General features: G+C 70.5%; 22 protein-coding genes. 10 read left to right on the top strand and 12 right to left on the bottom strand.

Annotated elements, in window-relative coordinates; genetic code table 11:
- Nucleotides 1-27: 27 nt before the first annotated feature.
- Entirely contained in the window at nt 28-2739 is a 2712-nt protein-coding gene (locus SANBI_RS13010; RefSeq protein WP_319155676.1) for a helix-turn-helix transcriptional regulator, read from the top strand.
- Nucleotides 2740-2925: 186 nt separating this feature from the next.
- Here SANBI_RS13010 and SANBI_RS13005 read toward each other — a convergent pair whose 3' ends face one another.
- The 7 genes from SANBI_RS13005 to xseA form a co-directional block, all read right to left on the bottom strand.
- The gene (locus SANBI_RS13005) at nt 2926-3900 is read right to left on the bottom strand and encodes a DUF4031 domain-containing protein (protein WP_319155674.1); all 975 of its coding nucleotides are present in this window, start codon (nt 3898-3900) and stop codon (nt 2926-2928) included.
- A 34-nt stretch (nt 3901-3934) separates the two neighbouring features.
- Nucleotides 3935-4318, bottom strand: coding sequence for an RNA-binding S4 domain-containing protein (locus SANBI_RS13000; RefSeq protein WP_179913362.1), 384 nt, complete (start codon nt 4316-4318; stop codon nt 3935-3937).
- A gap of 136 nt (nt 4319-4454) precedes the next feature.
- Entirely contained in the window at nt 4455-5876 is a 1422-nt protein-coding gene (locus SANBI_RS12995) for a class II fumarate hydratase (RefSeq protein ID WP_319155670.1), read from the bottom strand.
- Nucleotides 5877-5950: 74 nt separating this feature from the next.
- Entirely contained in the window at nt 5951-6601 is a 651-nt protein-coding gene (locus SANBI_RS12990) for a carbonic anhydrase (RefSeq protein ID WP_056129351.1), read from the bottom strand.
- Nucleotides 6602-6702: 101 nt separating this feature from the next.
- Nucleotides 6703-7653, bottom strand: coding sequence for a carbohydrate kinase family protein (locus SANBI_RS12985; protein WP_319155667.1), 951 nt, complete (start codon nt 7651-7653; stop codon nt 6703-6705).
- Between the two features lie 9 nt (nt 7654-7662).
- Nucleotides 7663-7923, bottom strand: coding sequence for an exodeoxyribonuclease VII small subunit (locus SANBI_RS12980; protein WP_056129356.1), 261 nt, complete (start codon nt 7921-7923; stop codon nt 7663-7665).
- A gap of 20 nt (nt 7924-7943) precedes the next feature.
- Nucleotides 7944-9224: an exodeoxyribonuclease VII large subunit gene (gene xseA, locus SANBI_RS12975; RefSeq protein ID WP_319155664.1), complete on the bottom strand. Its 1281-nt coding sequence runs from the start codon at nt 9222-9224 to the stop codon at nt 7944-7946.
- Between the two features lie 199 nt (nt 9225-9423).
- Between xseA and SANBI_RS12970 the strand changes: the two genes are divergently transcribed.
- The 5 genes from SANBI_RS12970 (at nt 9424) to SANBI_RS12950 (ending at nt 13528) form a co-directional block, all read left to right on the top strand.
- Nucleotides 9424-10131: an LppA family lipoprotein gene (locus tag SANBI_RS12970; RefSeq protein ID WP_319155662.1), complete on the top strand. Its 708-nt coding sequence runs from the start codon at nt 9424-9426 to the stop codon at nt 10129-10131.
- 149 nt (nt 10132-10280) lie between these two features.
- Nucleotides 10281-10916 (top strand): LppA family lipoprotein, encoded by a 636-nt coding sequence (locus SANBI_RS12965; RefSeq protein WP_319155660.1) that lies wholly within the window; start codon nt 10281-10283, stop codon nt 10914-10916.
- Between the two features lie 68 nt (nt 10917-10984).
- On the top strand, nt 10985-11689 hold the full coding sequence (locus tag SANBI_RS12960) for an LppA family lipoprotein (protein WP_319155658.1): 705 nt from the start codon (nt 10985-10987) through the stop codon (nt 11687-11689).
- Between the two features lie 56 nt (nt 11690-11745).
- A complete protein-coding gene (locus SANBI_RS12955; protein ID WP_319155656.1) occupies nt 11746-12321 on the top strand; it encodes an LppA family lipoprotein in 576 nt (191 codons plus the stop codon).
- Nucleotides 12322-12538: 217 nt separating this feature from the next.
- Nucleotides 12539-13528, top strand: coding sequence for a 4-hydroxy-3-methylbut-2-enyl diphosphate reductase (locus SANBI_RS12950; RefSeq protein ID WP_056130737.1), 990 nt, complete (start codon nt 12539-12541; stop codon nt 13526-13528).
- Here SANBI_RS12950 and SANBI_RS12945 read toward each other — a convergent pair.
- Complete coding sequence (locus SANBI_RS12945) at nt 13515-14822, bottom strand: DNA recombination protein RmuC (protein WP_056129377.1); 1308 nt, start codon at nt 14820-14822, stop codon at nt 13515-13517. The two genes, SANBI_RS12950 and SANBI_RS12945, sit on opposite strands and share 14 nt — an antisense overlap.
- Before the next feature lie 125 nt (nt 14823-14947).
- Here SANBI_RS12945 and SANBI_RS12940 point away from each other — a divergent pair, with 125 nt between their 5' ends.
- Nucleotides 14948-16696: a hypothetical protein gene (locus SANBI_RS12940; RefSeq protein ID WP_319155652.1), complete on the top strand. Its 1749-nt coding sequence runs from the start codon at nt 14948-14950 to the stop codon at nt 16694-16696.
- Between the two features lie 16 nt (nt 16697-16712).
- Here the strand turns inward: SANBI_RS12940 and SANBI_RS12935 are convergent, their stop codons facing one another.
- The gene (locus SANBI_RS12935) at nt 16713-18077 is read right to left on the bottom strand and encodes an MFS transporter (RefSeq protein ID WP_319155649.1); all 1365 of its coding nucleotides are present in this window, start codon (nt 18075-18077) and stop codon (nt 16713-16715) included.
- A 428-nt stretch (nt 18078-18505) separates the two neighbouring features.
- Between SANBI_RS12935 and ychF the strand changes: the two genes are divergently transcribed.
- From ychF to SANBI_RS12920, 3 genes are all read left to right on the top strand, one after another.
- Complete coding sequence (gene ychF / locus SANBI_RS12930) at nt 18506-19591, top strand: redox-regulated ATPase YchF (RefSeq protein ID WP_056129384.1); 1086 nt, start codon at nt 18506-18508, stop codon at nt 19589-19591.
- A gap of 780 nt (nt 19592-20371) precedes the next feature.
- Nucleotides 20372-21619, top strand: coding sequence for an ATP-binding protein (locus SANBI_RS12925; RefSeq protein WP_319155645.1), 1248 nt, complete (start codon nt 20372-20374; stop codon nt 21617-21619).
- A 224-nt stretch (nt 21620-21843) separates the two neighbouring features.
- On the top strand, nt 21844-22764 hold the full coding sequence (locus SANBI_RS12920) for a hypothetical protein (protein ID WP_319155643.1): 921 nt from the start codon (nt 21844-21846) through the stop codon (nt 22762-22764).
- A gap of 9 nt (nt 22765-22773) precedes the next feature.
- Here SANBI_RS12920 and SANBI_RS12915 read toward each other — a convergent pair whose 3' ends face one another.
- The 3 genes from SANBI_RS12915 to SANBI_RS12905 form a co-directional block, all read right to left on the bottom strand.
- Nucleotides 22774-23307 (bottom strand): hypothetical protein, encoded by a 534-nt coding sequence (locus tag SANBI_RS12915; protein WP_319155640.1) that lies wholly within the window; start codon nt 23305-23307, stop codon nt 22774-22776.
- 137 nt (nt 23308-23444) lie between these two features.
- Nucleotides 23445-24212 (bottom strand): SCO1664 family protein, encoded by a 768-nt coding sequence (locus SANBI_RS12910; protein WP_319155637.1) that lies wholly within the window; start codon nt 24210-24212, stop codon nt 23445-23447.
- Nucleotides 24212-24772 carry a DUF3090 domain-containing protein gene (locus SANBI_RS12905; RefSeq protein WP_319155635.1) on the bottom strand — a complete coding sequence of 187 codons (561 nt, stop codon included), beginning with the start codon at nt 24770-24772 and terminating at the stop codon, nt 24212-24214. The genes SANBI_RS12910 and SANBI_RS12905 overlap by 1 nt, the downstream gene beginning before the upstream one ends.
- Nucleotides 24773-24781: the final 9 nt, after the last annotated feature.

The following is a 24781-nucleotide window of genomic DNA, read 5'->3' as shown; positions in this document are numbered from 1 at the left end:
CCTCGGCCCACACCGGAGGTTGGACCTGTGACGACGCCTGTACTAGCCACCGGATGGACGCACACCCCCTCCACGTCCCGCCTGGACCTCACGGCTGCGGCGATCCGTCGCACGCCCCTCGCGCGCGACGACGAGGGTGCCCAGCTCGAGGCTGCCGTCGTCGCCGGTCGCAGCGTCTTCCTCTGCGGAGAGCCCGGCGTCGGCAAGACCCGTCTCCTCGACGGCTTCACCCAGTCCGACGCGTTCTACGCCGTCGCGCCCCCGGCCCCCGGGAGCCGTCGCGCTGCGACGGAGACCACCGGCAGCCCCGTGTGGGTCAGCGTCGGGGCCAACCGCGCCGACTCCGACGTCCCCCTCGGGGCGCTGCTCGCCGTGCTCCCCGACATCGACGTCCCCGTCGCCGCGGGGGTCGGCGTGGTCCGCAGGGTGGTCCTCGACGCGCTGCGCGCGATGTCCGCCGGGCGCCGCGTCGTGGTCAGGCTCGACGACGCCCACCTCCTCGACGACCTCAGCGCCCGCGTCCTGGCGGGCCTGGCCCGTCAAGACGAGATCCAGCTCGTCGCGACGATGCGCGGTCACCGTGCCTCGCAGAGCCCGTGGCTCGAGATGTGGCGCGACGGGGCCGTCGACCGCATCGACCTGCGGGGAGCCACCAAGCCGCAGGTCGAGGGCTGGTTGCGCAAGGCGCTGGCCGGACCCGTGTCCGAGCGGGTGCTCCACCACGTGTGGGAGGCCACCCGTGGCAACCCCCTGCTGCTCGTCGAGACGACCGTCGAGGCCTTCGTCGACGGCACCGTGCGCCGTGACGGCGACGTGTGGGTGTGGTCGGGCGAGGCGCCGGTCAGCGACCGCCTCAGCCACCTCGTCGAGCACGACCTCGCCGGGCTGAGCACCGTCGAGCGTCATGCCCTGCGCCTCGTGGCGACCTCCGGGACCGTCGACCGCGACTCCCTCGAGCGCCTCGTGCCCGCTGCGGCGGTCGACCACCTCGTCGCCGAGGGGCTCGTCTCCTCGCAGCGCCAGGGCGGCGCGGGCGCAGGCTCCCGCGCGGCGTACCTGGGCTGCGCGATCGTCTACGGGCAGGTGCTCCGCGCCACGACCTCGACGTCCAGGCGGCGCCTCGACCTCGAGCTGCTCCGCGGCGTCCAGGACGACCTCCAGCAGCAGAGCGGCTCCGTGCTCGTCGACTCGGTCGACACCGCGCTGGCCTGCGGTGTCCACGAGACCCCCGACAGGGTGCTCGGGGCGCTCCAGGGCGCTCTCATGTCCGGGCGGTGCGAGAGCGCCGTGCGCATCGCGACCAACGCGCTGCGCGTCAGCGAGCCGCGCGACCCGCACAGGCTCCGCCTGCTGCACGGACGGGCGCTCGCCTGGTACTACCTGGACCAGAGCGCCCGGGCCAAGCGTGACCTCGACGAGCTCCTCGACGACGTCGTGCGCACAGAACTTCCCCTCGACGACCGCGCCGCGATCCTCGCCGACGTGAGCGACATCGTCATCGGCATCGAGCAGCACCAGCACGGCGACGACGCTGAGGCCCTGGCCGAGGTCGAGCGCCTCGGCGCACAGCTCTCCGGGCTCTTCGACGGCGACCTCCCGGCCCGGGTGGCGCTGCGGCTCCAGGTCGCCCGCATCACGGTGCTCGCCAGCGCGTTGCGCTTCGACGAGTGCCGCGACGAGTGCGCCGCCGTCCTCGAGGGCCCGGCCGCGTACTCGCCGGACGTCCTGCCGCTCGTCCCGCTGCTCCTGCTCGACCTCACCCAGCGCGGCAGGCTCTTCGCGGCGCAGGCTCTCGCGCAGCGGTTCTACGGCGTCGCGCAGGCGCACTCGGACACCCGGCCGTGGTCGGTCGCGGAGATCTTCAGCGTCGGCTACTTCACGGTCGTCGGCCTCGGAGAGGTCGCCCTCGCCGAGTCGATCGTCGCGGCTCTCGACGAGCCGGACGTCCCCTTCAACGTCGACCCCACGGCCACCCGGCTGCTGCGCGGCGGCGTCGCGGCACTGCGCGGACGATGGTCGCACGCTCGAGACGAGATCCACGCGGCCAACGGCCAGCTCGCGATCTCCGACGTCATCGGGCTGTCCGCCATGTCGCTCGTGTCCGAGGCCGTCATGGCCCTCGCCTCCGGAGACACCTCTGGCGGGCGCGAGCTGCTCGAGCGCGCCAAGCACGTGCCGTCACGCCTCTACGGCTCCTATACGGCGGCCGAGATCCGTCTCGTGCGCCTCGACGCCTCGTCGTGGCTGCGTGAGCCCACCTTCGCCGACGAGGCACTCGAGCTGGCCGGCTGGGCTGCTGCCCGTGACCTCGCCCGGGTCGAGCTCGACGCCGTGCACCGCGCGGTCTTCGCCCTCTACGGCGACGGCCGGGTCGCCCGCGCCGGGGAGCTCGTCGAGAGGGCCCGTGCCCTCGCCTCGCGGGTGGACGGGCGCCGTGCGCAGGCCCTCGCCGCGCACGCCGAGGCGATGGCCTCGGGAGACCCGCAGCTGATGCTCGTCGCCTCCCACGAGCTCGGCCAGTGCGGCGTGTGGCTGCCGCCGACCCAGCGGTCGGTCACGCTGACCCGTCGCGAGCAGCAGATCGCCGGCCTGGCTGCCGGTGGTCTGAGCAGCCGCGAGATCGCCGAGCGCCTGGTGCTCTCGGTGCGGACCGTGGACTCGCATCTCTCGAGGGTGTTCGCCAAGGCCGGTGTGAAGAACCGCCGCGAGCTCGGAGCGGCGCTGCGCGGGTCGCTCTGAGCCTGGCGCGTGCTACGGCCACGGGCTGCCGGCTTCCTTGACGGAGCGGTCTGTGGCGACCTGCAGGACAGGCTGGCCGGCCGCTACTGCGGTCATCGGCTGGCCGCTGCGGGGCAGAGTCCGCAGCGTGACGGTCTGCCTGATGACGGTCTGCAGGATGCCGAGACACGTGACACCCGCGCGACGTCAGCGGCCCGTGCCGTGGCCGCGCAGCCGCAGGATCTCGTCGGAGACGTTGCGTCGGGCCGCCGCCTCCCAGCGCTCCGCGCCGACGGGCGTCCTGAAGAACGGGCCCGCGTCGAGCAGCCGCTCCAAGACCTCCGCACGCGCCGGCGCGAACAGCTCGTCGGGCACGTGCGCGTACTCGCGGCGGACCTGCTCGGTGTAGCGGGTGTAGCGGTCCGGCGCGCTGCCGAGGATCGCCAGGTCCGCGTCGCAGACCAGCGCACCCGCGTGGTCACCCGGGGCCGGGTCGTGGTGCGTGGTGAGCAGGACGAGACGCTGCACCTCGGCGACCTCGGTCCTCTCGACCCGGGTCGCGGTCCTCTCGACCTGGGTCGCGACCTCGGGGCTCTGGGCCTCCTCGGTGCCGACCGCGCTGCTTGTGGCGTCCAGGGCTCCGAGCGTCTCTCCCGCGAGGGCGGCTGACGCCGCCTCGTCGTCCCCCGCTCTGCCGTCGTGCACGGCGTCGTGGAACCACAGCGCGAGGGCGACAGCCCGCGGCGCTGTCCGGTCCGGGTCGAGGACCACGAGGGAGTCGAGCACGTGGGTCAGGTGCGCGGGCCCGTGATAGGTGCGGTGGGCCTCGTACCAGCGGTCGAGGAGCTCAGACCCGACCGTCGGTGTCCCGGGAAGCAGTGCGTCCCAGCGCGCCTGGAGAGCAGCCCGCTTCGCGGCACCCCGCGCGTGGCCGGCGACCCGCAGCCCTGCCGTCGTGAGCCTGCGCACCAGCTCGCGGCGGTCTGTGGGGACGGCCCCGAGGGCGACGAGCTCGGCGAACCTGGCCTCGGGCACGTCGTAGTGGTCGAGGTCGAAGGCCCGCCGCGCGATCCCTGCGCGGGCTGCGAAGTCGTGCAGCTCGTCGAGGGAGAGGTCTGAGACGAGGTGGGACCACAGGGTGCCGTGGGCGGGCCACAGCGGGGCGTCGATGAGCACGGTCACCCGCGCGAGACTACCGCCGGACGGGCCGCTGCCGTCAGTCGAGAGCGCGCCCGCGCAGGGCGTCGATCTCTCGGCGCTCGCGCTTGGTCGGGCGTCCGGCCCCGCGGTCGCGGACCGGGACGGCGGGGGTGTCGAGCTTCGTCGGGGGCGGCGGAGAGTGGTCGACCAGGCAGTCGGGGACCACGGCGGCACCCACCCGCCGGGTGATCGGCCTGGTCACGACGACGATCCGCTCGAGACCCTCGACCCGGACCCGCACCTCGTCGCCCGGACCGACCGGGGTGGCCGGCTTCGCCCGGTCCCCGTTGACGCGCACGTGCCCCGCGCGGCACGCCGCCGCGGCGAGCGTGCGGGTGCGGAACAGGCGGACACACCACACCCACGTGTCTACCCGTGCGCGTGCACCCGGCTCGGTCATGGTCGGTCAGCTCCTTCGGACGGTCCTGCTCCAGGGTAGGCGAGGGCGAGGGCCTCGGTGCGCCGAGAGCAGACGACGCAACGCCGGGCCCCGGGAGGGACTCGGCGCTGCGAGGCCAGCTGTGCAGGCGTGGACGTCAGGCCTGCGGCGGGCGCGTCATGGCGAGCACGTCGAGGGCCGAGTCGAGCTGGGCCTCGGTGACCTCTCCACGCTCGACGAAGCCGAGGTCGATCACGGCCTCGCGCACGGTCAGACCGTTCTTCACGGAGTGCTTGGCCACCTTCGCAGCAGCCTCGTAGCCGATCACCCGGTTGAGCGGGGTGACGATCGACGGCGACGACTCGGCGAGGGCGCGGGCCCGCTCGACGTTCGCGGTGATGCCGTCGACGGTCTTGTCGGCGAGCAGCACCGAGGCGTTCGACAGCAGGCGGATCGACTCGAGCACACCGAGCGCGATCACCGGGATCTGCACGTTGAGCTCGAAGGAGCCGCTCGCGCCAGCCCAGGCGACGGTCGCGTCGTTGCCGATCACGCGGGCGGCGACCATGAGCACGGCCTCCGGGATCACCGGGTTGACCTTGCCCGGCATGATCGACGAGCCGGGCTGGAGGTCGGGGATCGCGATCTCGCCGAGGCCGGTGTTGGGGCCTGAGCCCATCCAGCGCAGGTCGTTGCAGATCTTCGTGATGCTCACGGCGATGCCGCGGAGCGCACCCGAGAGCTCGACGAGGCCGTCACGGCCCGACTGCGCCTCGAAGTGGTCGCGTGCCTCGGTGAGCGGAAGACCGGTGTCTTCGACGAGGAGCGCGATGACGCGCTGCGGGAACCCGGCCGGGGTGTTGATCCCGGTGCCGACGGCGGTCCCTCCGAGCGGGACCTCGGCGGCCCGGGGGAGCGCGGACTCGAGACGCTCGATGCCGTAGCGGACCGCGGCGGCGTACCCGCCGAACTCCTGGCCGAGGGTCACGGGGGTCGCGTCCATGAGGTGCGTGCGGCCGGACTTCACGACGGTCGCGAACTCGGTGGCCTTGGCCTCGAGCGACGTCGCGAGGTGGTCGAGCGCGGGGATGAGCGTGCGGACGACGCCGGCTGTCGCGGCGACGTGGACCGAGGTCGGGAACACGTCGTTCGAGGACTGCGACGCGTTGACGTGGTCGTTCGGGTGCACCTCGCGTCCCAGGGCACGGGTCGCGAGCTCGGCGATGACCTCGTTGGTGTTCATGTTCGACGAGGTGCCGGAGCCGGTCTGGAAGACGTCGAGGGGGAAGTGCTCGTCGTACCCGCCCTGGGCGACGGCCTCGGCGGCGTCGACGATGGCCTGGGCGAGGTCCGCCTCGAGGACGCCGAGCTCGGCGTTGGCCTGCGCGGCGGCCTTCTTGACGCGGGCGAGGGCCTCGATGTGGCTGCGCTCGAGGGGGGTCCCGGAGATCGGGAAGTTCTCGACGGCACGCTGGGTCTGCGCACGGTAGAGGGCGGCCGCGGGGACGCGGACCTCGCCCATCGTGTCGTGCTCGATGCGGAACTCGCCGGTGACGTCGGTGTCAGGTGCAGTAGTCATAGGACCATCGTGCCGCACCAGCCCTGGTCAGCACGAGCCGGGCCCGGGCACCCAGGGTGCCCGGGCCGTCTGTGTCAGACGTCGAACTCGGCGTCGCCGATGTCGCCGATCGCCTCGATGAGTCGGGCGTGGCCGTCGGCGAGGTCGTACTCGACGCCGACGATCGCGCAGCGACCCTCTTCGACGGCCTTGGCCAGGCCTGCGGAGTAGGAGTGCAGCATCGACACCGTGTGGCGCACGTGCTCGCGGCGCAGAACATCGGCCGACACAGTCTCGAAGCCGCCACCGTTGGCAGCGGTGATGCCGACGATCGACGGGATCACGCGGTCGACGACAGCCCTGACGAAGCCCGTCGGCTGCTCGCCCGTCGCGAGGGCGTGCGCAGCGGCTGCGACCGCGCCACAGCTGTCGTGCCCGAGGACGACCACGAGGCGGGTGTCGAGGACGTCGACGCCGTACTCGATCGAGCCGATCACCGTGGTGTCGACGACGTGCCCGGCGGTGCGGACCACGAAGACGTCACCGAGGCCCTGGTCGAAGATGATCTCGGCCGCGACGCGTGAGTCTGAGCAGCCGAAGACGACGGCGAAGGGGTGCTGGGCGACCTTGAGCTGCTCACGCCTGTCGAACCCCTGCGACGGGTGCTCCATCTTGTCCTCGATGAACCGCGTGTTGCCTGCGCGGAGCTCGGCCCAGGCGGCCGCGGGGGTGTCGTGGTGAGGCATGAAGATCCTTCTCTCGTCCGTCGGTGCGCGGAGCAGGGCGGAGGCGCACCGTCTTGATGATGCGCCTCCGCCCGGCCGTGGCGCTCGTCCGTCTCGTCAGATCAGACGGTCGGCGTCAGCTCGCGGAGCCTGGGCGGGTTGGCACCGGCACGGGACACGGTGATCGCGGCGACCTTGACGCACTGCTCGAGGACCGCTGTCAGGGTTGCCTCGTCGATCGCGGCGAGCTGCGCGCGGTGGGCGGCACCGAGCAGCCCGGCCGACCACAGACCGTGCAGGAGTGCCCCCATGAAGGAGTCACCCGCGCCGACGGTGTCGGCGACCTCGACGCGCGGCGCAGCCACCTCGAGCCTGTGGTCCGCGGTCACGGCGACGGCGCCGTCGCCGCCGTAGGTCACCACGACGACGGCCGGTCCGCTGCGCTGCCAGCGCGTCGCGACGACGTCGAGGTCTGCGCCGGGATAGAGCCAGTGCAGGTCTTCGTCGCTCACCTTGACCACGTCGGCGCCGGCCACGAGGGACTCGACGACGGGGCGGACGTCTCCTGGCTGCCCCATGAGCGTGGGACGGATGTTCGGGTCGTAGGTGACCGTCGCCCGCGGTCGTGCTGCGGCGAGCACCCGACGGACCCCTGCCGCGCCGGGCTCGAGGACCGCGGCGATCGAGCCTGTGTGCACGACGACGGTCTCGTCGGGGATCACGACGTCGGCGGGCAGAGCCCACGTGAGGTCGAAGTCATACGTTGCACCACCGTCGGCACCGAGGTGGGCTGTGGCGATCGACGTGGACGCCGCACCGTCGCTGCCGGGCGCGAGCTCCACGTGTGAGCCCGAGAGCCAGCTGCGGATCCTGTCGCCGTAGCTGTCCGTCCCGATCCACGCGAGAAGCTGGGCGCGGCGGTCGAGCCGTCCGAGGGTGAGCGCGACGTTCGCCGGGCTGCCGCCCGGGTGCTCGTCGACGGAACCGTCGGCGCGGTGCACCACGTCGATGAGCGCCTCACCCACCACGAGGGCGAGCGGCTCGGCGGGCTGCTGGGGGCTGGGCGGGGTCATCGATGGTCCTTACTCGTCGTCGAGATCGGTCGTGCTGCCACCCGCGTCGGTACGGGCGGCGTCGAGCTTCTTACGGGCTCCGTCGAGCCACTCCTGGCAGCGCGCGGCCAACGCCTCACCGCGCTCCCAGAGAGCGAGCGAGGCCTCGAGCGGCTCGCCGCCTGCCTCGAGGCGGGCGACGACCTGGACGAGCTCGTCGCGCGCCTGCTCGTAGCTGAGCGCAGACAGGTCGTCTGCGGCGCCGTGGGAGGTGGTGCTGTCAGCAGTCATGAGAGAAGTACACCAAATCTCTAGCGGGTGGTGGCGGTGATCTCGCCGGAGGCGAGGCGGATGCGCAGGGCGTCGCCTGTCGCGACGTCGTCGGGGGAGCGGACCACCCCGCCGTCAGGTCCCTGGACGACCGCATAGCCGCGGTCGAGGGTGGCGGCGGGGGACAGCGCGCGGACCTGGGCCGCGAGGCGGTCGACGGTCGACGACGCGCTGCTCAGCAGCCTGTCGAGACCCGAACGCCCAGCACGGACAGCGGCCTCGACGTCGCGCTCGCGGGTCTCGATCATCGTGTGCGGGGAGGCCAGCACGGGGCGTGACCGGGTCGCGTCGAGCCCGGCCTGCTCTTGGCGGACGCGGTGGGTGACCGCCGAGCGCATCCGGCTCAGCGCCTGTGTGAGGCGTGCCCGTTCTTCGCTGACGTCCGGCACGATCCGCTTGGCAGCGTCGGTCGGTGTGGAGGCGCGGTAGTCGGCGACGAGGTCGAGCAGCGGGGCGTCGGTCTCGTGGCCGATCGCGCTGACGAGCGGCGTCCGGCAGGCGGAGGCCGCCCGGACGAGCGCCTCGTTGCTGAAGGGCAAGAGGTCTTCGACGGCGCCGCCGCCACGGGCCACGACGATCACCTCGACATCGGGGTTCGCATCGAGCTCGGCGATGGCGGCGCTCACCTGCGGGACGGCCGAGACGCCTTGGACGGCGACCTCACGGATCTCGAACCGCACCTGCGGCCAGCGTGCGCGGGCGTTGACGACCACGTCGTGCTCGGCCTTGGACTCGCGCCCGCAGACGAGCCCGACGACGCGCGGCAGGAAGGGCAGCGGCTTCTTGCGGCCGAGGTCGAAGAGCCCTTCGGCGGCGAGCACCCGCTTGAGGTGCTCGATGCGGGCGAGCAGCTCGCCGACGCCGACAGGCTTGAGCTGGTCGGCCTGCAGCTGGAAGGAGCCGCGCTTGGTCCAGAAGGTGGGCTTGGCGCGGACCGCGACGTGTGCGCCCTCGTCGATCGGCGCGGTGACGGCGTCCAGGACCTTCGCGTACACGGAGACGGGCAGGGACATGTCGGCGTCGGTGTCGCGGAGCGTCAAGAACGCCATGCCCGCGCCGGGCCGGCGGTTGAGCTGCACGACCTGACCCTCGACCCACAGCGGAGCCATCCGGTCGATGTAGTCGCTGATCTTGGCCGAGAGCAGCCTGACGGGCCACGGGTTCTCGGCCGTGGTGTCGGCCGCCTTCGCCGCGAGCGGCTGACGCGCAGCAGCGGCGTCGGGCGAGGCGGTCTCTGGTGCAGTGCTGTCGGGATGTGCCACGCCACAAGAGTGCCTCATGCCACTGACAGGCCGCACATGCCTGTATGCCCTGTCTGTACCCTAGGTCGATCCCTGATGGCTGGCTGCGGTTGACCGTGTGGGAGTCCGCCGGGTCCTGTCGGACGAGGGTGAGGCGCAGAGATTCACATGCCCAACGAGCAGCACTCACCGACGACACCAACAACAGAACGGCAGTCAGATGAAGAAGCACGCCGAGCGCTCCGGAGTGCGTGTCGACGCACGCTGTGCGGTCGCAGTCGTCGCGTCGCTCGTCGTCCTGGTCGGCTGCCAGGCGGGAGACGGTGAAGGGCGAGACGGGATGCATGTCACCCAACCCGGCCCGTCGGACGAGGAAGACGTTCTCGCCACCATCGATGACCTCATGTCCCTGCCCAGCGCCGAGGACATGCTCTCTCCGTACCGCGAGATCGGTGCGGACGTCCGTGGCGCGGTCGATGACGACCTCGGGGCTTTCCCGTGGGAGACCGAAGAGCCAGTCTTGCGGACCGGGTCCGTGTGCAACGGCCCCTACGGGCAGCTGGAGGGCAGGTCGGTCGCTGTGCGGAGCACCGTCGACGGTCCTCCTCTCGAAGACGAGAGCTGGGATCGCGCTGAGGATGCCGTCCGGCGAGCCGCGAAGACGCACGGGTTCACCGTCGAGACGCTCGTCATCGACGAGGAGGGGACGCACGAGGTCGAGTTCGCAGGAGACCGCGGAGCCTTCGTACGCGTCTACTCTCACTCCTCGTTCGGAGTGACGATCCAGTCAGGCTGCTATCTGACGAACAGTGACCGCGACGCGATTGAGTTGTACGGCGTCCCGGACCCCGAGAGGCGGTCGAGGAAGTACCCGAACTCGTCTCTGGTCCCGTCTGACCCGGGCCGACCGACGCGTGCCAACGGTTGACCAGCATCCTGTGCACGATGTGCCTGGGGTTCCGACAGATCACCTCTGCGTCCGTTCACGGTCACGGAGGTGGTCGATCTTGGGAACATCATGGCCGTCGACCACGAGAGAGTGAGTTGACGGTGACGCCGCCTCGGCCAAGGGCTTCCATGGCACGGAGAGTCGGTCTCATCTCGTTGTTCGCCCTGGCGTGCGCTTCTTTGACGGGCTGCGCCGACGAGAGAGGAACGCTGCCTGCGCAGCAGTACACCGACGAGGCAACCACTCTCGCGGCGATCGACGAGCTGATGGCGCAGCCGAGCGCCGAGGCCGCGCAGGCTACCTTCGACGAGCTCGGAGATGAGATCCGCATTGCTCTCGACGACGAGTTCGGCGCGTTCACCTGGGACGTCGAGAGCAGCTTCGGGTCCGGCTCGGTGTGTGGGGGGCGTTATGACATGCTCGAGGGCCAGGCGGTCTACGTCTCGGCCCGGGCCCAGGATCAGATCATCGACGGTGACGACTGGGCTCGCGCAGTGGATGTCGTGTCGGACGTCGTCGCTGCGAGCGGGTACGACGACGAGTTCGTCGTGTCCGACGAGAGCAGCTCACGTCAGATCGAGTTCTACGGCGATCGCGACAGCGTCGTCCGCTTGTACTCCCACACCTCCCTCGGTGTGGCGATCGACTCGGGGTGCTATCTGACCCAGGTGGGCCGTGACGCGGTCGAGCAGTTCGGCGTCCCCGACCCGGACTACTGGCGCCTCCTCTATCCCGACTCCACAGCGATCCCCACCGAGCGCTGAGCGCTGCTTGGTTCATTCCCTGATGTTCGGTCGACCGGAGAGGGCGTAGCGAGCTCGACCTCGCTGACATGATGACCCGACAACGACGAGAGAGTGACCTGCCTGTTGCCTTGCCTCGGCCAGGTGTCTCCAGAGCACGGAGAGCCAGCATCTTCCCGCTGGTGGCTCTGGCATGCGGTCTCCTGACCAGCTGTGTCGACGATGGGGCCATGACGCCCACAGAGAACTACTCCGACGAGGCGATCACTCTTGCCGCGATCGACGAGCTGATGGCTCTGCCTAGCGTGGAGCTCGTCGAACCGACCTATGACGATCTCGCCCAGGTGATCCGGCAGGCGCTCGACGACGAGTTCGGGTCGAGCGACTGGGACGTCGAGGGCGGCCTGGCGACAGGGCCAGTGTGCAGTGGCCGGTTCCAGAGGCTGGAGGGGCGGTCGGTGTCGATCATGAGCCGCACCCTTGACCGCCCGCTCGAAGGCGACGACTGGACGCGCGCCGTCGACGTCGTCACGGGAGTCGTCGGTCCTGAAGGCTTCACCCAAGAAGTCGTCGTGGCAGACCAGTCAGGCTCGCACCAGACGGAGATCTTCGGCGATCGAGACAGTGTCGTCCGTATGTACTCCAACACGTCGTTCGGAGTGACCGTCGAGTCGGGGTGCTATCTCAGAGAGTCAGATCGATCGGCGATCGAGCAGTTCGGTGTCCCGGACCCGGAGCACTGGCGCCTCCTCTATCCCGACTCGACGGTCGTCCCGGCCGAGAGAGTGAGCTGACGTTGATCGTGTCTCGACCAGGAGCTCTCAGAGCGCGGAAGGTCACTGTCATCTCGTTGTTCGCTCTTGTGGGTGGCTTGTTGACGGGCTGCGTCGACGACAGCGACACGATGTCCACGGAGCAGGAGACCGACGAGGCGATCACTCTCGCGGCGATCGACGAGCTGATGGCGCTGCCGAGCGCCGAGGACGCTAGGTCTGGCTCCGAGGAACTCAGCGTCGAGCTTCGTGATGCTCTCGACGAGAGATTCGGGTCGACAGGCTGGGTGGTGGAGAGCCGCTTCAGCAGGGGGACCGTCTGCGGTGGGACCTACGACGTGCTCGATGGTCGGTCGGTCTACGTCACAGCGTTCGCCGAGGACCAGGCTCTCGACCACGAGGACTGGGCGGAGGCGGTCGACGTCATCTCCGCCGTGGCAGCCGACCACGGGTTTGACGACCCGCTGATGCTCGCAGAGGGGCCGGGCCTCCACCAGCTCGAGATCTTCGGCGACCGGGGCAGTGTCATCCGGTTCGGCTCGGAGGTATCACTCGGTGTAACTGTCGAATCTGGGTGCTACCTCACGGACGACACGCGCGCCGCGATCGAAGAGTTCGGGGTTCCCGACCCGGGCCGCTGGGCCCGTCTCTAACCCGACTCCACAGCCATCCCCACCGAGCCCTGAGTCCCCGCCCAATTCATTCCCAGATGTGAGGGTGTCGTGCCCCACCCCTCGGAAGCGGCCGCAGGGCTGGGGCGCGCAGGGCCTGTCGCCTAGACTCGACGACGTGACAACTCTTCCTCTCGCGACTGCTCGCACGTCCGCCGACGCCAGCGCCGACGGCACCGCCCAGGCGCCCGGACGCGTCCTGCTCGCCGCCCCGCGCGGGTACTGCGCCGGCGTGGACCGCGCTGTCATCGCCGTCGAGAAGGCGCTCGCGCTGCACGGTGCGCCGATCTACGTGCGCAAGGAGATCGTCCACAACAAGTTTGTCGTCGAGACGCTCAGCGACCGCGGTGCGATCTTCGTGGACGAGACCGACGAGGTGCCCGAGGGTGCCCGCGTCGTGTTCTCCGCGCACGGCGTCTCGCCGGCAGTCGTCGCAGCCGCCGAGGCTCGCTCGCTCCAGACGATCGACGCGACGTGCCCCCTGGTGACAAAGGTCCACAAGGAGGCTGTTCGCTTCGCCTCTGACGACTACGACATCTTGCTCATCGGCCACGACGGCCACGAAGAGGTCGAGGGCACGGCTGGTGAGGCCCCCGAGCACATCCAGATCGTCAACTCGCCCGACGAGGTCGACAAGGTCACCGTCCGCGACCCCGACAAGGTCATCTGGATCTCGCAGACCACGCTCTCGGTCGACGAGACGATGGAGACCGTGCGACGTCTGCGCGAGCGCTTCCCGACCCTGCAGGACCCGCCCAGCGACGACATCTGCTACGCGACGCAGAACCGCCAGGTCGCCGTGAAGAAGCTGGCCCCCGAGTGCGACCTCGTGATCGTCGTCGGCTCGACCAACTCCTCCAACTCCGTGCGCCTCGTCGAGGTCGCGCTCAACGCCGGTGCCCGCGCGTCGTACCTCGTGGACTACGCCAAGGAGATCGACGAGTCCTGGCTCGACGGTGTCCGCACCGTCGGTGTGAGCTCGGGCGCCTCGGTCCCCGAGATCCTCGTCGACGAGGTGCTCGCCTACCTCGCCGAGCGCGGCTACGGCCAGGTCGAAGAGGTGCGCACCGCCACCGAAGACCTCATGTTCTCGCTGCCTCGTGAGCTCCGCGCCGACCTGAAGAAGGCCGGCGAGGAGACTCACCCGAAGCGCGGCAACCGCCGCTCGCTGACGGTCAACCCCGTCTGAGGTCGTCCAGGTCGACGAGCGACTCGTCGGCCGAGGCCAGCAGCTCGGGTGCGCTCACGACCCCGAGGTGCGGGCTGACCGGGGGAGGGGTCTCCAGGTCGGTGTCGACCACGTCGAGCTCCGCGAACCTGCGGGCGCTGACGAGGACCCGTGTCTCGAGCGAGGCGACGGTCTTGTTGTAGGCGTCGGCCGCACCCTGGATCTGCCGGCCGAGGCGGGTGAGGTGGCTGCCCATCGTCGCGAGGCGACCGTGCAGCTCTTTGCCCACCTCGAGGACCTTCTGCGCGTTCTCCGCGAGGGCCTCCTGACGCCACGCGTAGGAGACCGTCCGAAGCAGGGCCATGAGCGTCATCGGCGTGACGATGACGACGTTGCGCCCGAAGGCGTACTCCAGCAGCGACGGGTCTTCTTCGACGGCTGCCGCGAGGAACGGCTCGGCCGGAATGAACATCACCACGAACTCCGGCGACGGAGCGAACTGGTCCCAGTACCGCTTCGACCCCAGGTCGTCGATGTGCTTGCGCACGTGCCGGGCGTGGGCTGCCAACCGCTCCGCCCGGTACGCCGGGTCGGTGGCCTGCTGGGCGTCGAGGTAGCCGAGGAAGGCGACCTTCGAGTCGACCACGATGTTCTTGCCGCCGGCGAGGTGCACGACCATGTCGGGGCGCAGCGCCCCGTCGTCGGTCGAGACGTGGCTCTGCTCGACGAAGTCCACCCTGTTGAGCATCCCTGCCACCTCGACCACCCGGCGCAGCTGCATCTCGCCCCAGGCGCCGCGGATGTCCGAGGTGCGCAGGGCAGAGACGAGAGATCCGGTCTGGGTGCGCAGCAGCTCTGACGCCTCACGCATCCCGCGGACCTGCTCGGCGAGCGCCGACGTGCTCGCGATCCGTGCCTCTTCGGCGACCTGCATCTGCTGACGGACGTCGCTCAGTGAGCGGGTCAGCGGCGCGACGAGCTGTTGGACGGCTTCGGTCCGCGAGGCGAGGTCGGCCTGGCCGGCCACCTGGGTCGCCCGGAGCCGCTGCTCCGCGAGACCGAGGAACTGCTCGTTGTTGGACGCCAGGGCATCCGCGGCGAGAGCGCGGAACTGGTCCGAGAGCCTGTCCTGGTCGTGCTGCATCGCGAGGAGCCGCTCACCGGCCCCCCGCCGCTCGGCCGCGAGCTCGGCCTCCGCGCGGGCGACCGCGACCTCGCTGTGGCGGACGCGGGCACCAGAACGCACCACGGCGAGCACATAGCCGAAGACCGCACCGAGCAGGGTGGTGAGCGCGCACCAGAAGAAGGTCGTCATGGGGACAGCGTGCCCGCAGCCTCCGACACGCGAGCCTGCTGGTCGGTACGGACGGCACCGCAGGGAGACCGCCCCGTCATCTCCCTCGCCGCGCCGCTGTCGGCGTCCGCGTCTACCGTGGGGCGATGACGGCGGGACAGCTGCGGGACCGGACGGCGGATGGCCTCGGGCCGGGCGCCGAACCCGCGGACGGTCACGTCCCGTCTGTGCCCCCAGCCTTCGATCCGGGAGCACGACCGCCCTCACGGCCCGTCGCCAGGCATGTCGTCGCGCTCAAGGTCAGGCTGCTCGTCAACGCGCTCACGCGCAGCGTCTGGCAGATGATCGCACTGGTCCTGTCCTTCGTCTACGGCCTCGCTGCGGTCGGTCTGCTGCTCTTCGCGCTGGCTGTCCTCGCGCGACGTGATCCCGCCCTCGCCGCGTCGTGGGTCGTGGTCGGAGGTGCAGCGCTCGTCGCCGCCTGGTGGGTGGTCCCGCTCGTGGCCTTCGGGGTCGACTCCACGGTCTCGGCCGAGCGCCTGCGGCTCTTCGGGCTCCGGCGTCGAGACCTCGTCCTCGGGCTGGGTGCGGCGGGTCTTGTCGGAGCGCCAGGCGTCCTCACCGTGCTCCTGGTGGCAGGTTCGACGGTCGTCTGGCGGGCGGACCCGGCGGCGCTCGTCGCCGCGCTCCCGGCGGCGGTGCTGGCCGTAGCGACGTGCGTCGTCGGGTCACGTACGTGGACGACCCTGCTGGCGCCGGCCCGCTCGGCGCGCAGGTTCCGGGACTCCGGGGTGCTCGTGCTGCTCGTCCTGGCTGCTGTCGCGGTCCCTGCAGCCGGATGGCTCGTCCCGCGCTCGACCGGGACGGTCCAGGTCGAGAGGCTTGCCGAGCTCGCCGGATGGACACCCCTCGGAGCCGCGTGGGCAGTCCCCGCGGCTGTCGCGACCGATGACCTCGCCGGCGCTGCGGCACGGGCGGGCATCGCTGTCGCCGTCCTCGCGGTCCTCGTCGGCCTGTGGCTCCGCGGCCTCGACAGAGCAGCAGTCGGACCCGCGCCGTCGACAGCCCGCCGCCCTGGGGCGCACGGCTCGACCGCACGCCGAGGCGGAGGGCTGCTCGGAGGACGAGGCATGCTCGGCGGACCTGTCGAGCGGCTGCTCGACCGCGTCCTGGGCGTCCAGGCCTCGGCCGTCGCCGCCAGGTGCCTCACCTACTGGCGCAGAGACCCGCGCTATCTCGGGGCCCTCGCCGTCGTGCCGTTCTTGCCGCTCGTGCTCGCCCTGCTCGACCGCGGCGACGGCGGGCTCGTCCTGGTCGCCTGCCCGCTGGCGGCCTTCCTCGTCGGATGGACCATCTCGGCCGACGTGGCCTACGACCACTCAGCCTTCTGGGCGCACCTCGGTGCCGGGCTCCCTGGTCGCCCCGACAGGCTGGGGCGCGCCGTCGCAGCGACGCTCGTCGGTCTCCCGGTGGCCGCGGCCGTGGTGCTCGGGGTCGTGGCGAGCACCGGCCGGTGGCAGGACCTCGCCGCGGTCGCGGGGATCTCCGTGGGCATCCTGCTCACAGCCCTCGGGATCTCGAGCGTCGTGTCGGCGCGGTTCGTCTACCCGGTGCCTCGTCCTGGGGACGGGCCGTTCTCCTCTCCCCAGGGGTCGGCGGTGGCCGACCTCGCCACCCAGGCCGGTGGCTGGGCCGTCCTCGTGCTGCTCGCGCTGCCGGAGGTCGCCGTCGGGGTCGTGGCCGTCGTCTCGGGCAGTGCTGAGCTCGGCTGGCTCGCCCTCGGGCTCGGTGTGGGTCTGGGAGGGTTCTGGTGGGTCGCCGGTGTGCGGATCGGCGCGGCGGTCTACGACCACCGCGCCCCCGAGCTGCTTCAGCAGGTGGTCGCGAGCCGATGACGCGACCGGGCCGCGCTCAGCCTGCCGCGCCAGCCTTCGTCGTCGTAGCGTTCGCCGTCGCCGGAGCGTCCGCCGTCGCACGAGGCGCGACCACTGCTGCCACGACGGCGACCAGCCAGGCGAGCACAAAAGCACCCAGGTACCCCACCCCGCCGACGCTCGGGACGAGCCACGCGATGGCGATCCCGGCGAGGGCCAGCAAGAACGCGCTGCTCAGGGCATCGGCCACCTGGAGCGAGGAGGTGTTCGACCCCTGCTCGTGGGTGGGGGAGAGGTCGAAGACGAGGATCGCGAGCGTCGGGAACAGCATGCCGAGCCCGAGACCACCGGCCGCCCACGCCACGTAGGTGAGCTCGGCCGGGACCGACGGGATCACGAGCAGCGCCACCCCCGCGATCGCGACGACGACGAGCCAGGTGCCCAGCCTCAAGAACGCGGCCGAGGACCACGTGAGCCTGCTGCGCATGAGCGAGCCGAGGGCCCACGTCACTGCGCCGGCTGTGAGGACGATGCCTGAGCGGGCCGGGCTGAAGCCCCGCTCCTGCTGGAGGATCAGCGGCAGGAACACCTCGGCCGCGTAGAAGGACGAGGCGACGAGCCCGCGCAGCGCGATCACCGTCGGCAGTCCGCGCCCCGCACGCAGCGTGCCCCGGGGCAGCAGGCGCGGGGCGACAGCGAGGACCACGACGGCGCCGAGCGCGATCATCGTGTAGCCCGGGGCGCTGTGGTTCTCAGTCCCGAGCGACATCAGCGCGACGCCCGCGCTCGCCGCGGCAGCCCACCAGAGCGCGCCCCGGCGTGAGGCGGGACCTGTCGCGGGCGGAGCAGCAGGGTCGTCGCCCGCGGTCGTGGCGGTCCGGGCGCTGTCCCGGACTGCGGAGACCAGCATGAGGACGGCCGGGACGGCGAGGAACGCGACCGAGAGGAATACCCAGCGCCAGCCGAGGTGCGACACGACGATCCCGGCGAGGAGCGGACCGACGAGGGACGGCACCACCCAGGCGGTCGAGAAGGCCGCGAGCACCTTGGCCCGCGCCGCCCCCGAGTACTGGCGCGCGACGATCATGTAGAGCGCGACGATGTACGCCCCCGACCCGAGCCCCTGGAGCGCGCGTCCTACGAGGAGAACACCCATCGACGGGGCGAGCCCGGCGAGGAGCAGACCGAGGACGAAGACGCCCACCCCGCCGAGCAGCGACGGGCCGACGGTCCCACGGTCGGTCGAGCGTCCCGCGAGCACCATGCCCATGACAGACGTCGCGATGGTCAGCGCGAAGGCCGGCGCGTACAGGGCCAGACCGTCGAGGGATGCGGCGATCACGGGCATCGCGGTCGAGACGGCGAGCGACTCGAAGGCTCCGAGCGAGACGAGGGCGATCATGCCGACGAACATCGGCGAGGTCGCGACGCGGCGGCGGTTTGGTCCGTTGCCCCGAGCGGTCTGCTCGCCGGACTGCGAGGCGCCTCGTCCCGCGGTGTGCGGTCCGGTCGCGCCTGATGTGGTGGTGCCCGTGCTTGCGGCGGTGCCCTCGGTTGTCGTCGAACCGGGGGCGGGTGGTGCGGTCGTCATGGAGTCCTCGTGGTCGTGCGTCCTCGCGGCTGTGGGCCGTGGACGGTGCTGCTGGCCGACGGTCGGTGGTGGGAGGCGTCGGCGGGGGAGCGAGTGCGCTCAGACCACTATCGCCGACGGCGGAGGGCGATCCGAGACGTGCGTACCAGGTCGGGCGAAGATCACATCGGGTCTGGTCTGGGTCGCCACCGGAGCCGTCCGGGGCATCGAGGGCCGCCAGCCCCGTAGACTCTTCTCCCGTGGCCCTCACTATCGGGATCGCCGGACTCCCCAACGTCGGCAAGTCGACCCTCTTCAACGCTCTCACCCGTGCGCAGGTGCTCGCGGCGAACTACCCGTTCGCCACGATCGAGCCCAACGTCGGTGTGGTGCCGTTGCCGGACGCCCGCCTGGGGAAGCTCGCCGAGGTCTTCGGCTCCGAGCGCATCCTCCCCGCGACGGTGTCCTTCGTCGACATCGCCGGGATCGTCCGCGGTGCGAGCGAGGGTGAGGGCCTGGGCAACAAGTTCCTCGCCAACATCCGCGAGGCCGAGGCCATCTGCCAGGTGACCCGCGCCTTCGCCGACCCCGACGTCGTGCACGTCGACGGCAAGGTCTCGCCCAAGGACGACATCGAGACGATCAACACCGAGCTGATCCTCGCCGACCTCCAGACTCTCGAGAAGACGATCCCGCGCCTCGAGAAGGAGGTCAAGATCAAAAAGGGCGATGCCGCCCTGCTGACCGCGGCCCAGGACGCGCAGAAGGTCCTCGAAGAGGGCACCACCCTGTTCTCCGGTGCCGCCAAGGCCAAGCTCGACCTCGAGCAGCTCGCCGGCCTGCAGCTCATGACGGCCAAGCCGTTCATCTACGTCTTCAACACCGACGACGCAGGCCTCGCCGACCAGGCGTTCCAGGACGAGCTCCGTGCGCTCGTCGCGCCCGCCCAGGCGATCTTCCTCGACGCGAAGTTCGAGTCCGAGCTCGTCGAGCTCGAGCCCGACGAGGCCGCCGAGATGCTCGCCGACTCCGGCCAGGCCGAGCCCGGGCTCGACCAGCTGGCCCGCGTCGGCTTCGAGACCCTCGGCCTGCAGACCTACCTCACGGCAGGTCCGAAGGAAGCCCGCGCCTGGACCATCCACAAGGGCTGGACGGCCCCGCAGGCCGCCGGCGTGATCCACACCGACTTCGAGCGCGGCTTCATCAAGGCCGAGGTCATCTCCTTCGATGACCTGATCGAGGCCGGTTCCGTGGCCGCTGCGCGCTCGGCAGGCAAGGCCCGCATCGAGGGCAAGGACTACGTCATGCAGGACGGCGACGTCGTGGAGTTCCGCTTCAACGTCTAGTCGGGGCCGCGGCCAGGACCACGTAGCTGATGATGGCCAGCATGGACGGGGTCCTCACCGGTTTGTGTCGAGTTCGCCCGGACGTTCTCCGCAGCTCTCGTGCAACGAGAGCACCACTCGCGGTCGATGACCTCGTCGGCCGGAAGAGGAGTGCCGAAGACGTAGGCGGCTGCAGGGCCGATGTGGGACTCCCGAGGGAGCTCCGATGACTCGATCGTGCCTTTGACGGACTGGCAACCGAAGGGGCTTCCCCAGTGTTTCAGGACTCCAGCCCCACCAGACGAGTCAACGACGCTGTACGCCGGAACCTGGACGCAATACAGCTCTGGTTCGCCGTAGACGTCCGGGGCGATGAAGTGGCTTTGCGGGTCCTCACGCCAGCATCTCGGGCAGAAGTGCGGTGTCCCATCCTGGCCGATCGCTGTTCCGGCCACCGAGCAGGCGGTGGTTTGCTCGGTGGTGTCGGGTCTATCCGGCTTGCCGTGCAGCATCCCAGGCTCGCTGGTCCACGCGCTTCTTCGGTAGCGGCTGTGGTCGACGCTTCGTAGCCACGACTGGTGCGGCGTCGACCATCGGACCCGAAGACCTGATCCTGCCCAATGGTGGAGGACGACTGCGTAGAACTTCGGGAAAAGGTCGTGAACATCGGTTCCGGCTGTCATCCGCTCAGTACGGCGCCGCCTCAGTGGTGAGGCGGCACTTCCGACCTTGCCTGGAATCGGGAGCGTACGGCGCCTGAGAATGGTAGCGTAGTCACGCTGTGAGAGGTAGCGTAGCCCTATGGGATACCTGCCGCGGACAGTCGATGTCGAGCTCGACGAGCTCATGCCGCATGCCGCCGCGATCGCGATCGACGGACCCAAGGGTGTGGGGAAGACCGGGACCGCGTCGCGGCGTTCCACGACTACCTGGTTTCTCGACGACCCGTCCCAGCGTGAGGTCGCGGAGGCGGACCCGACACTGTCGTCCCCGCCGGCGGGGACCCTTCTCCTGGACGAGTGGCAACGGCTCCCTCAGGTCTGGGACTCGGTCAGACGTCAGGTCGACGCTGGTGCGCCTCCGGGACGGTTCCTTCTGACCGGGTCGGCGACACCGTCCGACGCGCAGGGCACCCACAGCGGAGCTGGCCGGATCCTGTCTCTCCGGATGCGCCCGATGGCTCTGCACGAGCGCGGTGCGGTGAATCCCACAGTGTCGCTCCGTGCTCTGCTAGACGGGTCTCACGCGGTGGCGGGGCACAGTGAGCTCGGTGTTCAGGACTATGCGAGAGCGATCGCTTCGAGCGGTCTGCCCGGGTTGATGGATGCCCCGGACCGTCTGCGGCGTCCGCTCCTCGACTCCTATCTGCAACGCGTGATCGACCGAGATCTTCCGGACATGGGAGTCGAGGTCCGCCGGCCTGAGACGCTCCGACGGTGGCTCGCCGCCTACGCGGCAGCGTCGTCGACATCGACGAGCTACTCGCGTCTGCTCGACACGACGACGGGTGGGGACGGACGCCAGCCCGCCAAGACCACGACGATCTCCTACCGCGACCACCTGACCCGTCTCTGGCTCCTCGACCCGGTCCCGGGATGGATCCCGGCCAACAACGCGATCTCTCGACTCCAGCAGGCGCCGAAGCACCAGCTTGCCGACCCTGCCCTGGCCCTGCGTCTGCTGGACCTCTCCGCGGAGACGCTCCTGAACTCTGCCGGAGCGCACCTCGCTGGTCCGCTCTTCGAGTCTCTCGTGACGCTCGGGGTGAGAGTCGCAGCACAGGCGGCTGAGGCGAAGGTCTTCCATCTGCGGTCAAACGGGGGTGAGCGCGAGGTCGACCTTGTCGTGGAGGGGGTTGACGGTCAGATCGTCGGCATCGAGGTAAAGCTGGCTCAGTCAGTCACGGACAGTGATGTCCGGCATCTGCGTTGGCTCCGTGAGAAACTCCCGGACAGGGTCGTCGACCTCGTGGTCATCACGACCGGGAACACCGCGTACAGGCGGCGGGACGGGATCGCAGTCGTGCCTCTAGCCCTCCTCGGTGCCTGAGCGAAGCGCTCGTCGTGGTGGCGCTCTCGGGACGAGAGGAGGAGTCGTACTCAGACTCGGACGCGAGTGGCCCCCTCGTGGTCCGCCCGACTCGCGGCTGATCCCTCTGCGTCCTTCCGATCGCAAGACGCCGGTGCAAGAGCTCCCAGGACGGCACGGTCGGCTGTCGACCGGCTGGCAGCCGTGCAAGGCCGCATCCCTGGACCTCTGCCTAGACTCGTGTCGTGCGCACCCGAGTCTCGACCTCCGTGGCCCTGTCCGCCGCAGCCGTCCTCGCCCTGACGGCGTGCGCCAGCTCGGCGGATCCCAGCCCGACGACGACGTCCTCACCGACGTCGACCGCCGTCGCCGACCCGACGAACCTCGGCGAGCTCGAGCGGGCAGTCATCGACGAGGGCCTCGTCGACAACGCGTCCTTCCAGGTGGACATGGGCCAGGGCACGATGCTGACCATCCAGCTCTTCTGGGACGACGTACCGAGCGCCGCTGATCAGCTGGCAGCTATCACGGAGGTCGACAAGCGCATCGACGAGCTCCCTGACAGGCGACCTGAGCAGACGCAGATCGTCCTGAGCACGACTCGGCCAGATGGGGGGTTCTCCGGCATCCAGACTGGTTACGACCCCGGCATCGAGGTGCTCGCCGGCATGCTCGAGGCTGTCGACGGGACTGCCTGCCACTCGGCGAACCTCGGCCGTCGGGACACCGGTGACGGCTCGGGGGAGCGGGCGATCCTCGACCTGCGGTGTTCGGTGGAGGCCACGGACGCTGTGGGGCTGGCTGGGAGCTACGACGAGGTCACCGGCCTCGGGACCGGCATCGCGGGGGTCGACGCCACCACCTGGGAGGTGTCGATCCAGGGCCGGTCCACGTCCGAGGCGCTGCTCAGGCTCGACGCGGGACCGATCGACGGTCGCCAGAAGGTCCTGGTGGACGCGATGACCAGCTCCGTCGGGGCCGGTGCCGACAGTCTCACCGTGGTCGACTCCGGGACGAGCGTCCTGGTCGCAGGATTCGCCGACGCCGAGCAGAGCGGGCTCTGCACCACGCTGATCGACCAGATGACCGCAGCGGGCGTCGAGAGTGCCTCCGCCAGGATGCAGCTGCGTGACGCCCAGGACTGGGCCTGCAACATCAACCCCTGAGCCGCTGGCTCACTCCTCGCGCGGCGAGGTGAGCCCGTCGGGGACGGCAGGTGGCTCGCCAGGCCACTCGCCGAGCCTGTCGACGGTCTCCGGCACGCCGTTGTCGACCGCATAGTCAGCGACGGGGACCGACACCCTGGAGAACCCGTCGGGGGAGACGTCACCGGTCCGCGCCTCGCTCGAGACCCACCCGGACTGCTTCGCAGCCTCGCCCAGGTCGATCCCGTCGCCGACGATGCCCTGGTAGCCGATCTCGACCGTCGTGCTCGGCATGGTCCTGTCCTCGACCGACCACGCGGCTTCGACGAGGTAGGTGACGAGGGCCTCGGGGTCGTCGAGCTGGTAGCCGGCGTCGAGGGTCACGTCGACGGTGAACCCGCTGTTGCCCTTGATGTTGCGCTCTGAGCCGTCGACACGAGAGAACGTCAGGCCTTCGATGCCGTCGAGGGTCTGGGTGAGCTCAGCCAGCGTCTGGCCGTCGCCCGACGTCTCCTCCTGCGGCGGGGTCGTGTCCGTCGTCGCACAGGCAGAGAGTCCGAGCACGGTGGCGACCGAGAGAGCAGTGAGTGATGACCGGGACGGGCGACGACTGGGGGAGCGAGTCATCTGACCAGCGTATCGAGGGCGTCGGGAGAGCACACGACCTCTGCGCCGAGCGGTCGACGTCGACGGCAGCTCTGTCAGAACAGCGGCCAGGGAACCGCAGGCATCTGACCGGAGGGGCCCGGGAACAGCCCCGTGGAGCGAACCTCAGAGCAGCGAGCCGCGAGCGAGGCGATCTCGTCGGCACTGAGCAGCTCGGCCAGCTCTGCGCCCAGGTCGCCGTCCAGACCTGCGAGGACCCGCTCGACGCCGTCGAGCTCGTCAGCGGTCAGCGTGTCGTCGACCCATCCCCACAGCACCGTGCGCAGCTTGTGCTCGCTGTGGAAGGTGAGCCCGTGGTCCACGCCGTACCTGTGGCCGTCGGTCATCGCCAGGACGTGGTTGCCCTTGCGGTCGGCGTTGTTGACGAGCAGGTCGAGCACGGCCATGCGGCGCAGAGCCGGGGTGTCTTCGTGGACGAGGGTGACGAGCCGGCCGTCCGCGCCCTCTCCCTGGAGGACCGGCTTCCAGCCCTCCGCGGGCACCTCGTCGCTCGGGACGAGGTCGACGGCGCTGTGCTCGGGGTCCGGCTCCTTCCAGAGCTGGACCATCCCCTCGCCGAAGGGACCGTCGCGCAACCAGGTCTGCGGGACGACGCTCCAGCCGAGCGCCTCCGAGACCCTGTAGGCGGCCACCTCGCGCTGAGCCAGGGTGCCGTCGGGGAAGTCCCACAGCGGGCTCTCGCCCGCGACCGGCTTGTAGACGACGACCACGTCGCCGACGGAACCCAAGAACGTGGCGTTGGAGGCCGTCCTGATGCGGCCGGTGACCGTGAGCTCGCCGGTCACCAGGTCTTCTGCAGGCATCAGACCTCGGGGAGGGTGCAGGTGTGCCCGTCGGGGTCGACGGGGTACCCGCAGAGCGGGCACGCCGGGCGCCCCGCGCCCACGACCTCGCGGGTGCGCTTGGCGAAGGCGCGCGCGGTCCCGACGGGGATGCGCACGAGCAGCATCTCGGAGTCGACGTCGTCGGGGTCGGACACCGGGGCGACGTCGTCGATGTCGTCTGCGTCGTCCTCGACGAGGGGGTAGGCCTCGATGACCACCTGCGCGGTGGTCGGGTCCCAGCCCAGGCTCATGGTGCCGGCGCGGAAGTCCTCCTCGACGGTGTCGAGAGGGTCGTTGTCGACGAGCTCGGGGGGTGTGCCTGTCGGGACGCTGAAGGGGTTGCCCTCGACCGTGAGGAGCTGGTCGAGGATCTCGTCGATCTTCTCCGCGAGCAGGGCTGACTGCTGCTTCTCGAGGGCGATGCTCACCGTCCGGGTCCCGGAACGGACCTGGAGGTAGAACGTGCGCTCCCCGGGACGACCGATGGTGCCGACGACGATCCGGTCAGGCCAGTCGAAGTCGTGGACGCGTGTAGGCATGCAAGTACT

Source organism: Sanguibacter biliveldensis (assembly GCF_033798665.1).
In the GTDB taxonomy this organism is placed as follows: Bacteria; Actinomycetota; Actinomycetes; order Actinomycetales; family Cellulomonadaceae; genus Sanguibacter; species Sanguibacter inulinus.
The sequence above is the reverse complement of the archived record's forward strand: the minus strand, read 5'-3'. Positions and strand labels throughout refer to the sequence as shown.

What these genes read in the sequence shown, in the direction of transcription:
- SANBI_RS13000 (WP_179913362.1), bottom strand. Translation starts at nt 4,318, where the DNA reads ATGACCGAGCCGGGTGCACGCGCACGGGTAGACACGTGGGTGTGGTGT.
- SANBI_RS12995 (WP_319155670.1), bottom strand. Translation starts at nt 5,876, where the DNA reads ATGACTACTGCACCTGACACCGACGTCACCGGCGAGTTCCGCATCGAG.
- SANBI_RS12990 (WP_056129351.1), bottom strand. Translation starts at nt 6,601, where the DNA reads ATGCCTCACCACGACACCCCCGCGGCCGCCTGGGCCGAGCTCCGCGCA.
- SANBI_RS12985 (WP_319155667.1), bottom strand. Translation starts at nt 7,653, where the DNA reads ATGACCCCGCCCAGCCCCCAGCAGCCCGCCGAGCCGCTCGCCCTCGTG.
- SANBI_RS12980 (WP_056129356.1), bottom strand. Translation starts at nt 7,923, where the DNA reads ATGACTGCTGACAGCACCACCTCCCACGGCGCCGCAGACGACCTGTCT.
- SANBI_RS12970 (WP_319155662.1), top strand. Translation starts at nt 9,424, where the DNA reads ATGAAGAAGCACGCCGAGCGCTCCGGAGTGCGTGTCGACGCACGCTGT.
- SANBI_RS12965 (WP_319155660.1), top strand. Translation starts at nt 10,281, where the DNA reads ATGGCACGGAGAGTCGGTCTCATCTCGTTGTTCGCCCTGGCGTGCGCT.
- SANBI_RS12960 (WP_319155658.1), top strand. Translation starts at nt 10,985, where the DNA reads ATGATGACCCGACAACGACGAGAGAGTGACCTGCCTGTTGCCTTGCCT.
- SANBI_RS12945 (WP_056129377.1), bottom strand. Translation starts at nt 14,822, where the DNA reads ATGACGACCTTCTTCTGGTGCGCGCTCACCACCCTGCTCGGTGCGGTC.
- SANBI_RS12940 (WP_319155652.1), top strand. Translation starts at nt 14,948, where the DNA reads ATGACGGCGGGACAGCTGCGGGACCGGACGGCGGATGGCCTCGGGCCG.
- SANBI_RS12935 (WP_319155649.1), bottom strand. Translation starts at nt 18,077, where the DNA reads ATGATCGCCCTCGTCTCGCTCGGAGCCTTCGAGTCGCTCGCCGTCTCG.
- SANBI_RS12925 (WP_319155645.1), top strand. Translation starts at nt 20,372, where the DNA reads ATGGGATACCTGCCGCGGACAGTCGATGTCGAGCTCGACGAGCTCATG.
- SANBI_RS12910 (WP_319155637.1), bottom strand. Translation starts at nt 24,212, where the DNA reads ATGCCTGCAGAAGACCTGGTGACCGGCGAGCTCACGGTCACCGGCCGC.
- SANBI_RS12905 (WP_319155635.1), bottom strand. Translation starts at nt 24,772, where the DNA reads ATGCCTACACGCGTCCACGACTTCGACTGGCCTGACCGGATCGTCGTC.